A 13,777-nucleotide genomic window follows, 5' to 3' on the forward strand; every position below is an offset into this window, starting at 1 on the left:
CAAAGTAAAAAACACTCTAAAAAAGAGTGTTTTTTACTTTGGATCTTCTATTAAAACGCCCAGTTCCCTTTACGGAAGATTGGTTCATGTTTACCATCAGCTGTAATACCGTCAATATCAAGTTCGCCGGAGCCAATCATGAAATCTTCGTGTGTAATACTAGCGTTTGCACCATTTTCTGCAAGCTCTTCTTTTGTCATTGTTTTACCACCGTCTAAGTTAAATGCATAAGCATTTCCGATTGCTAAATGGCAAGATGCATTTTCATCAAATAAAGTATTATAGAATAAAATATTTGTGTTAGAAATCGGTGAGTCGTGAGGTACTAATGCAACTTCTCCTAAGAAATGAGAACCTTCATCTGTCTCTACTAAATGTTTTAAAGATTCTTCGCCAACGTCAGCTTTATAGCCTACAATACGCCCATTTTCAAATGTAAGCGTAAAATTATCAATAATATTACCTCCAAAAACAAGTGGTTTCGTACTTGATACTTGTCCATTTACCCCTGTTTTTAACGGCATTGTAAATACTTCTTCAGTTGGAATGTTAGCCATAAACGGTACATTTTTTTCATTTAGACTACCAGCTCCAGCCCATACGTGTTTTTCTGGAAGTTCAATTGTTAAATCTGTTCCAGGACCTGTATAATGAAGAGCTTTATAATGCTTTTCATTTAAGTAATCTACTTTTTTATGTAATGTTTCATCATGTTCTTTCCATGCTTCTACAGGATTTTCTAGGTTTGCACGAGTTGCTTGGAAAATTGCATCCCATAGCTTTTCTTCTTGTTTTTCTGGTGCAACGTCAGGGAATACTTTTGCAGCCCACTCTTTTGTAGGAACAGAGATTACACACCAGCTTACTTTATCTGCTTGTACATAATCACGATATACTTTCATTGCTTCTCCAGCAACTTTATGAGCGCTTGCGATTTTTTTAGCATCTACACCTTTTAACAGGTCAGGATTTTCTGCATAGATAGACATAAATGCAGCGCCTTCTTTTGCTAATTCTTCACGCGCATGAGCTTTCCAAGTAGGAAATTCAGAAAACGCTTCTTCAGGAGCTAAGTCAAATTTTAAACGTGTTAAAATTTCATCATTCCAATCTACATATACATGTTTAGCGCCTGATTTATAAGCTTTTTCTGTAACAAGACGGACGAATGGTGCAGCTTCAAGTGGCGCACTGATAGATAATGTTTGTCCAGGTTGAATATTAACACCGACATTGACTGCAAGTGCAGCATACTTTTCTAATGTTTGTTCAAATGACATATGTATAATCTCCTTTATTCGAAAGATTTCTTATATACATAATACTAGAAAATTTAAAAAATATAAATAGAACTCAATGTGCATTGAGTTCGATTTTTCTTTATTTAATAGAAAGTGAAAATTGTTCCACTGTTGTGGAATGATGTATACGAACACGCTTCATTTTGAATAATTCGTTTGGCTCACCTTTCGTAATAAATTGCCCTGATTTTGTTGTTGTTGCAAATTGATAATATTTCTTTGTTTCTTCTATTACTTTATCGTTTACATGTCCAAATGGATAAGCGACTGCAATAACAGGTTTACCAGTTACCTTTTCAAGTCGTTCTTTTGAACCCTTTAATTCGTCTTCATAGTTTGTGATCTTTGGTAAATCAGCATGCGTTGCTGTGTGTGATTGTACAGAAAAGATACCTGAATCAATCATTTCTTTTATATCTGCAGTGGACAGAGAGCCTTCTGCATCAATGTTATCCACAATCATATATTCGGTTGCTGTAGGCTTGAATTTGTCGTCTTTTAATTTTTGTAAAATATGAAATGCATTCATATTATTTTTCATACCATCATCAAATGTAACGAAAATCGGTTTATTTACTTTATTTATATCGCTCCAGCGTTCAAACGTTAGTAATGTATAACCATTCTCTTTTAAGTATCTCATTTGGGCTTCGAAGTTAGCTGGTGAGACAAATAAATCTTTAATTCCTGCACCGTAATAATCTTCAATTGCATGATACATTAAGATCGGAGCATGTTGTTCAAATACGATGGAGGATGTTGTGAGAGGGATTATTTTTCCATCCTCTTTCACACCTGCAGATTCAATTTGATATTCACCACGTTTTCCTTCAAATTCTTTTATATCAAAAGCAATTATAAATTGTTTGTCTTTCTCTTTTGATGTGAATAATTTAGCATTTCCTTTTCCATCAGCAGTTCGCCAAATTTTATATTGTACCTCGGCGAAGGAGTCTTTTAAATCTGTTACGTGGATGGAGGTGTTTGTTGATTCATGTGTAATAGGATTCCAATATATTTTGCCTTGTGGTTGTACTTGTTCTATCGTTTTTTTCGACTGTTCTTGAACCGTTTTCTCTTTTTTAGGTTCATTACTTGCATTGCTAGAATTACAACCTGCTAGAATGGCAGATGTACATAAAGCAATAGCTGCATATTTTTTCATAACGTTCACCTTCTATTGTGTATTCACCTTTTTCCCGTGTAAATGGGCAGTCAGACCTTCACCTCAAGATTCAGAGAGGGATTTATTAAATTTTCACTTTATATCGATATAATAAAGTAATGATCGTTCAAAGAAACAGATAGTTAAGATGTTTCTCTATTTCGAAGCCTTTTTCTTTTTGCAGGCTTGTTCAGCGTTATAATCATGTAGCCAACAACAAAAATGAAAGGAATTAAAAATACATAACTAGGGATGCCGAAAACATAATGACTTTTTATGCTTAAAAATAATAGATGTAGGAAATCAAAAAGAGCATGTAATTTCATTGGGACCTCCAATGCGTTTTTTACAAATTATAACATTGGTAAAAGTGGTGCTACATGTTCAAGGCTAAAATTTAAGCTAATTTTAAAGTTGGAGAAGTAAAGAAAAGGCTACTTTTTCATAAAAGTAGCCTAAGTATGATTAATATTTTTCTTTTACAAGTGATGTAAACTGCGCCATTGTTGTATTAGGACCAACAAAATGGCGTTTAATTAAGTATTGTTCGTTCGGTGTGCCTTTTGTAATATGAGTTCCATGGTCGGTAGTTACTGCAAATTCATAATGTTTCTTTGTTTCTTCTACAGCTGGATCATTATAAGAACCTACTGGATAGGCGAGGGCGATGACTTTTTTCCCTGTAAGATTTTCAATTTTTTCTTTAGATGCACGTAACTCTTCATCGTAGTTAGTTGTATAAGCCATCATTGTATGATTAGCAGTATGAGATTGAATGGAAAAAATACCTGAATCAAGCATTTGTTTTATATCATCTGTCGTAAGACGATTTGGTGTATCAATAGTACTTGAAACAAGGAATTCCGTTGCTGCTGGGTGAAATTTATCATCTTTTAATTTTTGCAAAATATGAAGGGCGTTCATATTATTTTTTCGACCATCATCCATTGTCACAAAGACAGGTTTATTGACGCGGTTTACGTCACCCCAACGTTCAAATGTTAACATTGTATAACCGTTATCTTTTAAATACTGCATATGTTTTTCAAACTGTTCTGGTGGTACATATAAACCTAAATCGCCATCACTTGGTCCAGGATATTTTTCAATCGCATGGTACATAAGGAAAGGGACATGCTGCTGGAATGTAATCGTAGATTTTACGAGAGGAACTTCTGTATTGTCTTCTTTTAATCCCACTGTTTCAATTTGAAATTCTCCACGTTTTAAATGAAATGATTGTAAATGAAATGGGAGAGCAAAATCACGAGTTTTGTCTTGCGATACAAAGGTTTGTTTACTTTCAGGGCCGTCAGCTGTACGCCAAATATTGTAACGCACTTCTTTAAATGAATCCCTTAAACTTTTTGTATAAAGTGTCGTATTTTTTGCGTTGTATTCAAATGGATCCCATGAAATGAGCCCTTGTGTTACAGGTATTTCTACTGCTTTAGCTTGAACTTCTTTCGTCTCCTTTTGGCTCTTGTAAGTTGCCTCTTTTGTTTGTTTTTCACTAGTAGTGCTAGTGTTACAACTCACGAGAATAGCAGAAGAAAGTAAAGCAATACATGCATATTTCTTCATAATATCTATCATCCTTCTATTGTGTTTTTGCCTCTCATATGTACTAGATTCTTTATCTTTTTTATTATAAGAGACTGTTTATTCAAATATTCTTATTTGAATCATACCCTCGTCCATCATATCACTATAAAATATAGAGGGGAATAGCTCTTTTGAGAGAGTTCGACAGAAAGGCTATTTATTCGTACCGGATTTGTCGTATGTAAAATTTTTGTGAAGATAAATAATGGTAGTTATATAGTTTTTTCGTAGTTCACAATCAAAAAATCCCCCTCACTTTCAAAATAGAAAAGTGAGGGGGACTCATGGTTAAATAAATAATCCAGCGATTGTAGCAGATAAAATAGAAGCAAGTGTTGATGCAAATAGCATTTTCCAACCAAACTTAGATACGACGCTTCCTTGTTTTTCAGAAAGGGCGCGGATTGTACCGACAATCGCACCGATTTGGCTAATACTTGCGAAGCTAATTAAGAATACCGTAACGATTCCAACTGTACGTGGAGATAATGTTTTTGCAACTTCTTTTAAATCAAGAATAGCTACGAATTCATTTAAAACAATTTTTGTTCCCATAATTCCACCAGCTGGGATAATATCATGAGCTGGGATACCCATTAGGAATGCGAATGGGGCAAGGATATAACCGAAGATTTGCTGTAGTGTAACGGCATATCCCATTGCGCCTGAAGCTGCGCTAATTACATAGTTAACAACTTCCATAACACCGATAAAAGCAATCATTAAAGCAGCAACGATACCAGCTACTTTTAAACCATCTAGTGCACCGTTAATCATTGCACCGATAAAGCTGTCACCGAATAGGCTTCTATCAAATTTTTGAATTACCTCTTCTTCTTTTTGCGTATCAACTGGTGTTAATAATGAACAAACAATTAAGCTAGAGAACAAGTTCAATGGAAGCGCTGCTAGTACATACTTCGCATCTAACATCATAACGTATGATGCTGTAACAGAAGCTGAGACGGAGCTCATTGCTGAACAACAAATAATAAACATACGGTTTTTGTTAAAGTGTTTTAAGTCATTTTTAATAACGATTAGTGCTTCACTTGAACCAAAGAATACAGAGTTTACTGCGTGGAAAGATTCAACGCGTGGTAAACCAGTAATTTTGGAAAGTGCACCGCCGATAACGCGAACGATGAATGGTAAAACACCTAAATAACTAAAAATAGAAAGTAGTGCTGAGAAAAAGACGATAATGAGTAATACATTTAAGAAAAAGACAAAGTCTCTTTGAATACCGTTAAAGAGAAAATCGACACCTGTTGTACCAAGTTTAATCAGTTTGTTGAACACTTTACTAATAAAAATAATGATCTGTTGACCAATTTTTGTGCCAAACATAAACCAACCAATTAAAATTTGGAAACCAATCATAATAGCAATTGCACGGAAGTTGATTTTACTTTTGTTGTTTGACAAAGCAAAACATAAACCTAAAACGACAAGAATGCCGATAACGCTCATTACATATTGCATGTAGTTGCCCCTTTCAGAAGTTCATATAAAGTTTTTACATAAAACACTCGTTATATAACTAATAAATACAAATTGAAAATCTGGCATGAAAACCCTTTCCTTTTAGATGGGAGAGAGGATCCAGCCGAGCATAGAAGCGGTCAGTACCTTTTTTAGCTCCATGCCAAGTAAAACCAAAAGAGAAAACGAGAGCAGGTCACTTTTTGGTTTTCATGCAACAGATTATACGCTTGAAAACCTGCCATCCCTTTAGATTGGGGAGAGGATCCAGCCGAGCGTAGAAGCGGTTAGAGCCTTTTTTAGCCCTCGTGCCAAGTGAAAACCAAAAGAGAAAACGAGAGTAGGTCACTTTTTATTCTTCATAGCCGCAGATTATATGCTTGGAAATCAATAAATAAAGTTAGAGAGGTTTTATGTCATACGTAAGATGTCTGACCTGTTAGAAAAATAAAAAAAGACCCATATGGATTCACTTTCGTCTATGAGAGAAAGCTAATCAATATGAGTCTTCGTATACACAAAAAAGCTAATATTCATTAGTTTTCCCCATAGTCCAGCAATTCTCGGTTGCCGGGTAGAAACTCTCGATCCATATTATCGAGTATATATGAGGTAACATCGTCCGTATTAAATTAGTAGTAGCGTAACATTACTAGAGAACTATCGTCAATAGCTTTTTTTCTTCCGATAGAAATAGACCATATAAGTATGATAAAATGTAACGCAGTGTTATGAAAAAGAGAGGTCGGAAAATGAGTAATAAAATGACGCCACCAGTTGAAAAGAACGAGTTTATAGATGTAGTATTTGAAGATTTAACACATGATGGTGCCGGTGTTGCGAAAGTAAAAGGCTATCCTATTTTCGTCAAAAACGGATTACCAGGTGAAGAAGCACAGATTAAGATTATTAAAGTGAAAAAGAATTTCGCTTTTGGTCGTTTAATGAAGCTTCATACAGAAAGCCCATTTCGTAAAGAGGCAGAATGTCCAGTATACAACCAATGCGGAGGTTGTCAGCTTCAGCACTTAACATATGAAGGACAACTAAAAGCGAAAGAAAAACAAGTGCGTGACGTAATGCAGCGCATCGGTGGACTTCAAGATGTACCGGTTCATCCTGTTCTCGGTATGGAGAACCCGTGGGTTTATCGAAACAAAGCGCAAGTACCGATTGGAGAACGTGAAGGCGGACTTGTAGCTGGATTTTATCGCCAAGGGACGCATGACATCATTAATATGGAAACATGTTTAATCCAAGCAGAAGAAAACGACACGTTAATTCAAGAAGTAAAACGTATTTGTGAAAAGCACGGCATCGCGGCGTACAACGAAGAACGTCATAAAGGAACACTTCGCCACGTAATGGCTAGGTACGGACAAGTAACAGGGGAAATTATGCTTGTCTTCATTACACGTACGGCAGAATTGCCAAATAAAGAAGCAATTATCGAAGAAATCGCGACGAAATTCCCAGAGGTAAAATCAATCGTTCAAAACGTAAATACGAAACGTACAAATGTTATTTTTGGAGATACGACAACAGTCTTATACGGATCAGAATATATTTATGACTTTATTGGTGACATTAAGTTTGCGATTTCGGCACGTTCTTTCTATCAAGTAAACCCAGAACAAACGAAAGTGCTATATGATAAAGCATTAGAATACGCAAAACTAGATGGAAATGAAACGGTGATTGATGCATACTGCGGAATCGGATCAATCTCTTTATTCCTAGCGCAAAAAGCGAAAAAGGTATATGGCGTCGAAATCGTTCCAGAAGCAATCGAAGACGCAAAACGAAATGCGGAACTCAACAACATGACAAACGCAGAATTTGCAGTAGGGGAAGCAGAAGTTGTTATTCCGAACTGGTATAAGGAAGGAATCATCGCAGATACAATCGTCGTTGATCCGCCGCGTAAAGGTTGCGATGAAGCGTTACTAAACACAATCATCGAAATGAAGCCAAAGCGCGTTGTATATGTATCATGTAACCCAGCGACGCTTGCACGTGACTTAAAAGTATTAGAAGAAGGCGGATATAAAACGCAGGAAGTACAGCCTGTTGATATGTTCCCACATACGACTCATGTGGAGTGTGTGGCTTGGCTAGAGTTGGTATAATAGAAAAAGCAGTTGATATAGAAGAAATCTATACCATCTGCTTTTTGGTTTATCCCGCATTAACGGGCAGTAAGACCCCTACCTCAAAATTCAGCGAAAGCAAAGAAGTTAGGTGGGGGATCAACTGCCNNAGTTTCACTTTATAAAAAATACCATTCAGGAACAATTTTAGTTAAAATAAATATTGCTGATTTTCACAAATTATAAATGTCCAGATGTACTGGTGTTTCATAATAAGCTATTGTAACATTTTGTATTATATTTTTTTAATCGAGAGTTTGAAGTTGTAACCATAGTGAGAGGATTTGAATTTGAAATGATAGATAATTTTTGGCGTGATTTACCACGACCATTTTTCGTACTTGCACCAATGGAAGATGTGACAGACGTTGTTTTTCGTCACGTAGTAAGTGAAGCTGGTCGCCCAGATGTATTTTTCACAGAGTTTACAAACTCGGATAGTTATTGTCATCCAGAGGGTATGAAGAGTGTACGTGGCCGTTTAATTTTTACAGAAGATGAACAGCCAATGGTGGCACATATTTGGGGAGATAATCCTGAATATTTCCGTCAAATGAGTATCGGCATGGCGGAACTAGGATTTAAAGGCATCGATATTAATATGGGCTGCCCTGTACCAAATGTAGCATCAAGAGGAAAAGGGAGTGGCCTTATTCTACGTCCAGACGTTGCGGCAGAACTTATTCAAGCAGCAAAAGCGGGCGGACTGCCTGTCAGCGTAAAAACACGACTTGGCTTTAAAGAGTTAAGTGAGTGGGAAAATTGGTTAACGCATATTCTAAAACAGGATATTGCGAACCTTTCTATTCATTTACGTACAAGAGAAGAAATGAGCCAAGTAGATGCGCACTGGGAACTAATTCCGGAGATCAAAAAATTACGTGACCGTATCGCACCAAATACGCTATTAACAATCAATGGAGACATCCCTGACCGTCAAACTGGGATGGAGCTTGCTGAGAAATATGGTATTGATGGTGTTATGATCGGAAGAGGTATTTTTAAAAATCCGTTTGCTTTTGAAAAAGAGCCAAGAGAGCATAGCAGTAAAGAACACCTTGATCTTTTAAGACTACAGCTCGATCTTCAAGATCAATATGCGGAAGTACTGCCACGTTCAATCACAGGGCTTCATCGCTTTTTCAAAATTTATGTAAAAGGCTTCCCTGGAGCTGCTGAATTAAGAAATCAATTGATGAGCACGAAATCAACAGATGAAGTGCGTGCATTGCTTGATACATTTGAAAAAAACACAGACAGTGAAATGATGTAATTCTCAACGGTTTGAGGGAAGTGAATTACGTTAACTTATGTGTAGTTATTTTAAAGTAAAGCAGCTCTCTCATAAGGGAGAGCTGCTTTTTTTAGTTCTTTGAAAAGGATTAGCGAAACGATATTGAATTCGAATATTTCCAAGCGATATGATAAGAGACACTTTCTACTTGTGAATGTAGAATGGAAGGCGTAAGTTTTTAGTGTTAGAAAGCCATTTCATTTAGTTGAAAGGTAAATGATGTAGTTTTCCTCTGGATTATCGGGTGTTTTTTCCATTTTTTATTTGTGATAATATGAATAAAGCTTAAGTGGGATAGATCTTATGGAGGTTATTATGAAAAAAGTCGCTGTAATACAGGATTTATCATCTTTTGGAAAATGTTCATTAACAGCCGCGATTCCGGTTCTTTCGGTAATGGGGGTGCAGGCATGTCCTTTACCAACTGCTATATTGTCTTCACAAACAGGTTATCCAAGTTTTTTTTGTGAAGACTTTACATCTAAAATGAAATATTTCGAAGAGGAATGGAGCAAGCTTCATGTAACTTTTGATGGAATTTATACCGGATTCGTAACTGGTCGAGAGCAAATTGATAATATTTTTCGTTTTTTAGATACATTTCATACAAAAGAAACCATCTTACTTGTTGATCCTGTGATGGGGGATATAGGTGAGGCCTATAAACTTTTTACAGAAGAATTGTTAGTTCGAATGAGAGAACTTGTGAAATGTGCAGATGTGATTACACCAAATGTAACGGAGTGCTGTCTATTAACTGGGTTATCTTATGAAAAACTATATAGCTATGTAAATGAAATTGATTTTATCAAAGCGTTAGAAGAAGCTGGAAAGACATTGCAGCAAGAAACGGATGCTAAGGTGATCATAACTGGCGTGAATCCACCATCAGCAAATCGAGATAAACAATTTATCGGGAATATGTATTTGGACGGGAATAAAAATTTTTATGACAAAACTCCTTATAATGGTAAAAGTTATTCAGGTACGGGAGATTTATTTGCTTCGGTCATAATGGGAAGCATGATGCGAGGAGAGGACTTAGAAAAATCCGTACAGCTTGCAGAGGCATTTCTAACAGCATCCATTCATGCTACCTCCTTGGAGCAAATTCCTGAAGTAGAGGGAGTTAACTTCGAAAAATATTTGAGAATGTTATTATAAAGTAAAACTTTAATCGGGATAAAATGTTAAAGTATTAATTTAACGACATTAATTTATACATGCTAAAAGCATTATCATATTTAGCATTTCAGGAGGAAAAACAATGGCAATGAGCAACAACGATATATTAAAAAGAGTAAGATACGCTTTAGATATAAAAGATATAGATATGGTGGAAATCTTTAAACTTGGCGGAATGGAAGTAACGAAAGAAGACGTAGTTGATATGCTTACAAAAATAAAGAGAGCACCGCAACATGAAGCTGAAAATGACGATGTAATCGAAGATGAGTACGTACTAACATGCGATATGATGATGTTAGAGGCATTTTTAAACGGATTTATTACTTTAAAAAGAGGAAAGCAAGATCCGAAACCAGGGCAGCCTGCACCGGCACCTGTACAGAGCAATGAGAGTGCTAATAACCTTCTTTTAAAGAAAATGAAAATTGCACTTTCATTAACGAGTGAAGATGTACTTGATATATTAGATAGCGTAGGCGTTACGGTAACAAAAGGAGAGTTAGGCGCTCTGTTAAGAAAAAAAGGCCATAAAAATTACAAAGAGTGTGGCGATAGATACGCAAGGAATTTCATTAAGGGATTAGGTGTAAAGTATAGAGGATAATAAGTTCGTTAAAGCAGTAAATGATATAATAGATAGAGTAGGACGTTCGTATCCTACTCTTTTTTATTTGTAAAAATAATACGCTAGGTGATGAAATGGTACATACATATTTAGGTGAGACAATTAATTTTCATATAACTTATAAGAAGAAAAAATCAGTACGTCTTTATGTAGATTCTTACGGGAATGTGGAAGTACAAGCTCCGAAAGGTACACCTGTTGCATATATAATCCAGTTGTTAGAAGAGAAATGGGATTGGATTCAGAAAACGTGTAAAGAAATGCAGGAGAGAGTGCGTGGTCCACAGGAAAAAGCTTATGATCAAGGAGAGGGTTTTCTATATTTAGGGAATACGTATCCGATACAGATTTCTCAAGATGCAAGCATTGAGCAAGACAATGCAGTGTTTGAAGGAGATAAGCTACATATTTATGTGAAAGAGCTTAAGAATGAGAAAATACAACAAGCTTTAAAACGATTTTACTATAAACAGTGTAAAGCGTTAGTAGAGAAGAGTATTAACGTGCATCAAAGTAACTTTAAAACAAAACCTCGTTCTATTCGTATTACAGATAGCAGTCGTACATGGGGAACTTGTGATTCAAATCTACAGCTAACATTCAATTGGAAGTTAGCAATGGCACCACAGAGGGTAATTGACTATGTAGTTGTTCACGAAATGTGTCATATGGTCCATCTAAATCACGATCGATCTTTTTGGCGTCTTGTTGGGAAGATAATGCCTGATTATAAGGAAATGGAGAACTGGTTAGCGTTATCGAGTTGGAAGATGACGGTTTAGTGGTGACATCTTTGGAGCGATTAATATTGCACGACAGTTTTAGTTTATAATTGTTTCCCATGTAAAGCTAAGAAATACTTAGTGTGGCAATAGTACTTTTAATCTATTTCACTTGATTTTGGAAATTGTATTAATTTATCAGTAAGTTTGTCCCACTCGGAAAATCTCTCCTAAGAATAAATTAAATTAAGTGAAAGTTAGTTTTTTTACTTAATTTATAGAAGGGGGATTTTTTATAGATTGAAAAGGCGAAAAGATTTTCTCTACATTGGTGACGGCAGTGACAATACCGTGAAAACATTTGATGCTGAAACTGGGAGGTTCCTGGGCAGTTTTGTAGCATCAGGCAGCAACGGCCTGAGCGGTCCTAGAGGGCTTATCTTCAACCATAGAGACAATCTCCTTGTCACCAACCAAAATATCGACCAACCTCAAAATGGCAATGTGCTGGAGTACAATGGACAAACCGGGGCGTTTCTGGGTGAATTTGTCCAATCTGCCGCATTAGGCGCTTCGTTCGCACCACGCGGCATTGTTCTCTCGAAAAATCTGTTTGTGGCGGATATGGGTGACGTAGACATACCTGGGGAACTGCGGGAGTATAATGGCAAAACTGGGGTGTTTCTTGGTAATCTCAACCACTCCTGCTTCAGCGGGCAGTTCCATCCCCGCGCTGTGGTTATCGGTCCAGACCACTTGCTGTATGTCTCGGTACGCAATCTTCCGCAGCCAGAAGGCGGTTCGGTGCTACGCTTCAACCCGAAGACCGGGGAGTTCCTTCGGGTATTCATTGAGAGCAACACCGTTAATGACCTCAACCGTCCTGAAGGTTTAGTCTTCGGTCCCGACGGCAACCTCTATATCACCAGTTTCAGAAGTGACGAGAGTGACACGGACAAGATTTTGATCTTCGACGGCGATACGGGCAAGTTTCTCGACAAGATTGACCTCGATGTCATCGGACAGCCGCGCGCCTTCGCACAGGCGCTCCTGTTCGGACCGAACGGAAAACTGTTTGTCCCCATTACTGGCGATGGACCTGACACAGGTTCGGTGAGGCGCTACAATGTCCATCATCATAAGACATACGATGTGTTCGTGCCCCCTACTTCAGCGGGAGGTCCGCTAGGTGAGCCGTGGTATCTGAGTTTTGGTAATACGAACCCCGCGACACTGGCTTACCGACGCGACTGGGATGATGATTCGTGCGAATAAAGCTCTTAAGCTTGGCCGAAAGCACCAACGCTAAATCCATAAGCGGTATTGTATAATAAGAACCAATACAAAAGGTCAACCAGAAGTATCTGGTTGACCTTACAATACGAACGGTGCTTTTATGTAAACAGCATCTATCTTAAAGAAGCCAATTATGTACTGTTTTTATCAGAAAGGTGAGCACTTATTATCAATAGTGTCTCACCTTTTTGTTATCTATAACGAAAAAATTACTAAATATTGAGCGGAGTAACTATTATCTTACTTTCCAAATCGAACACAATACTCTCCGTCATGCTGCCCCATCTCATACCCAAGATATCCTTCCGTAAGCAATGCCTGCTGTCCAGCAATATCACTCATCGCAATACTCTTAATATCTCTTCGCTCGCTTTTCTCATTCCCGCGTAGTTCCTTAACAAAAATATATCGAAGACTACCACCATACTTCTCCTTCAACGCCGCAATCTCCATCCCTTGCGCAAACTTATCCTTTAAACTCGGAATATTAAACGGTGCAACAGTGCAGCAAACGTAATCGTATTTGCTATCTGTTTGCGTTAATTGTTCCATAATGACTTTTGCTAATATTTTTTGCATTCCGTTTCCGCGGCACTTCGGATGAACATTTGAGATTTCTTGATAAATAACACGGTCTAACTCTTTATGTGTTAAACCGATATCAAGCCCTAAATGCTCGTCATCGATAGGGGGAGCTAAGAGTGCACGAAATGCAATGAGTTCTTGTTCTACAAATGCGCCAATCATTAGGCCGTTCCCATTTAATATATATTGATATTCTTCTAACGTAAGAGGTTGCAAGTTAGTTTTATTTTCTAATGCTTCAATAACAACATTTTGTAAGGATAAAATTTGTTCAATGTGATCTAAAGATAATAATGTGACTTGAAAGCTTTGCTCGTTTTGTTTTAATGTTCCTTCATAAAGAATGTTCATGGTGTGACCT

At 37.1% G+C, this 13,777-nt stretch carries 11 protein-coding genes and 1 riboswitch; of the genes, 6 read left to right on the plus strand and 5 right to left on the minus strand.

Features of this window, described 5'->3' with window-relative positions; all coding sequences use genetic code 11:
- Window positions 1-50: 50 nt before the first annotated feature.
- The 4 genes from CN373_RS20615 to CN373_RS20635 form a co-directional block, all read right to left on the minus strand.
- Entirely contained in the window at window positions 51-1,280 is a 1,230-nt protein-coding gene (locus CN373_RS20615; protein ID WP_000007341.1) for an aminopeptidase, read from the minus strand.
- A 100-nt stretch (window positions 1,281-1,380) separates the two neighbouring features.
- Window positions 1,381-2,466 (minus strand): polysaccharide deacetylase family protein, encoded by a 1,086-nt coding sequence (locus tag CN373_RS20620; RefSeq protein WP_000759539.1) that lies wholly within the window; start codon window positions 2,464-2,466, stop codon window positions 1,381-1,383.
- A 465-nt stretch (window positions 2,467-2,931) separates the two neighbouring features.
- A complete protein-coding gene (locus CN373_RS20630; RefSeq protein WP_000759542.1) occupies window positions 2,932-4,050 on the minus strand; it encodes a polysaccharide deacetylase family protein in 1,119 nt (372 codons plus the stop codon).
- Window positions 4,051-4,359: 309 nt separating this feature from the next.
- Complete coding sequence (locus CN373_RS20635; protein ID WP_001200513.1) at window positions 4,360-5,556, minus strand: NupC/NupG family nucleoside CNT transporter; 1,197 nt, start codon at window positions 5,554-5,556, stop codon at window positions 4,360-4,362.
- A gap of 529 nt (window positions 5,557-6,085) precedes the next feature.
- Window positions 6,086-6,187: riboswitch (purine riboswitch) on the minus strand.
- A 121-nt stretch (window positions 6,188-6,308) separates the two neighbouring features.
- Between CN373_RS20635 and rlmD the strand changes: the two genes are divergently transcribed.
- The 6 genes from rlmD to CN373_RS20665 all read left to right on the plus strand — a co-directional run bounded on the left by rlmD (window position 6,309) and on the right by CN373_RS20665 (window position 12,810).
- Window positions 6,309-7,685, plus strand: a complete 1,377-nt coding sequence (gene rlmD, locus CN373_RS20640; protein ID WP_098360070.1) for a 23S rRNA (uracil(1939)-C(5))-methyltransferase RlmD — start codon at window positions 6,309-6,311, stop codon at window positions 7,683-7,685.
- 316 nt (window positions 7,686-8,001) lie between these two features.
- Complete coding sequence (locus tag CN373_RS20645) at window positions 8,002-8,979, plus strand: tRNA dihydrouridine synthase (RefSeq protein ID WP_000566695.1); 978 nt, start codon at window positions 8,002-8,004, stop codon at window positions 8,977-8,979.
- Window positions 8,980-9,315: 336 nt separating this feature from the next.
- Complete coding sequence (locus CN373_RS20650; RefSeq protein ID WP_098360071.1) at window positions 9,316-10,164, plus strand: pyridoxamine kinase; 849 nt, start codon at window positions 9,316-9,318, stop codon at window positions 10,162-10,164.
- Window positions 10,165-10,267: 103 nt separating this feature from the next.
- Window positions 10,268-10,792, plus strand: coding sequence for a DUF1456 family protein (locus tag CN373_RS20655; RefSeq protein ID WP_001251699.1), 525 nt, complete (start codon window positions 10,268-10,270; stop codon window positions 10,790-10,792).
- A gap of 95 nt (window positions 10,793-10,887) precedes the next feature.
- The gene (locus tag CN373_RS20660; protein ID WP_098360072.1) at window positions 10,888-11,595 is read left to right on the plus strand and encodes a M48 family metallopeptidase; all 708 of its coding nucleotides are present in this window, start codon (window positions 10,888-10,890) and stop codon (window positions 11,593-11,595) included.
- A 240-nt stretch (window positions 11,596-11,835) separates the two neighbouring features.
- Entirely contained in the window at window positions 11,836-12,810 is a 975-nt protein-coding gene (locus CN373_RS20665) for a hypothetical protein (protein ID WP_000829080.1), read from the plus strand.
- A gap of 261 nt (window positions 12,811-13,071) precedes the next feature.
- Here CN373_RS20665 and CN373_RS20670 read toward each other — a convergent pair whose 3' ends face one another.
- Window positions 13,072-13,767 carry an N-acetyltransferase gene (locus tag CN373_RS20670; protein WP_098360073.1) on the minus strand — a complete coding sequence of 232 codons (696 nt, stop codon included), beginning with the start codon at window positions 13,765-13,767 and terminating at the stop codon, window positions 13,072-13,074.
- Window positions 13,768-13,777: the final 10 nt, after the last annotated feature.

Source organism: Bacillus cereus (assembly GCF_002561295.1).
In the GTDB taxonomy this organism is placed as follows: domain Bacteria; phylum Bacillota; class Bacilli; order Bacillales; family Bacillaceae_G; genus Bacillus_A; species Bacillus_A cereus_S.

Excerpts from the sequence above, each read along its gene's own strand:
- CN373_RS20615 (WP_000007341.1), bottom strand. The coding sequence starts at position 1,280 with ATGTCATTTGAACAAACATTAGAAAAGTATGCTGCACTTGCAGTCAAT.
- CN373_RS20620 (WP_000759539.1), bottom strand. The coding sequence starts at position 2,466 with ATGAAAAAATATGCAGCTATTGCTTTATGTACATCTGCCATTCTAGCA.
- CN373_RS20630 (WP_000759542.1), bottom strand. The coding sequence starts at position 4,050 with ATGAAGAAATATGCATGTATTGCTTTACTTTCTTCTGCTATTCTCGTG.
- CN373_RS20635 (WP_001200513.1), bottom strand. The coding sequence starts at position 5,556 with ATGCAATATGTAATGAGCGTTATCGGCATTCTTGTCGTTTTAGGTTTA.
- rlmD (WP_098360070.1), top strand. The coding sequence starts at position 6,309 with ATGAGTAATAAAATGACGCCACCAGTTGAAAAGAACGAGTTTATAGAT.
- CN373_RS20645 (WP_000566695.1), top strand. The coding sequence starts at position 8,002 with ATGATAGATAATTTTTGGCGTGATTTACCACGACCATTTTTCGTACTT.
- CN373_RS20650 (WP_098360071.1), top strand. The coding sequence starts at position 9,316 with ATGAAAAAAGTCGCTGTAATACAGGATTTATCATCTTTTGGAAAATGT.
- CN373_RS20655 (WP_001251699.1), top strand. The coding sequence starts at position 10,268 with ATGGCAATGAGCAACAACGATATATTAAAAAGAGTAAGATACGCTTTA.
- CN373_RS20660 (WP_098360072.1), top strand. The coding sequence starts at position 10,888 with ATGGTACATACATATTTAGGTGAGACAATTAATTTTCATATAACTTAT.
- CN373_RS20670 (WP_098360073.1), bottom strand. The coding sequence starts at position 13,767 with ATGAACATTCTTTATGAAGGAACATTAAAACAAAACGAGCAAAGCTTT.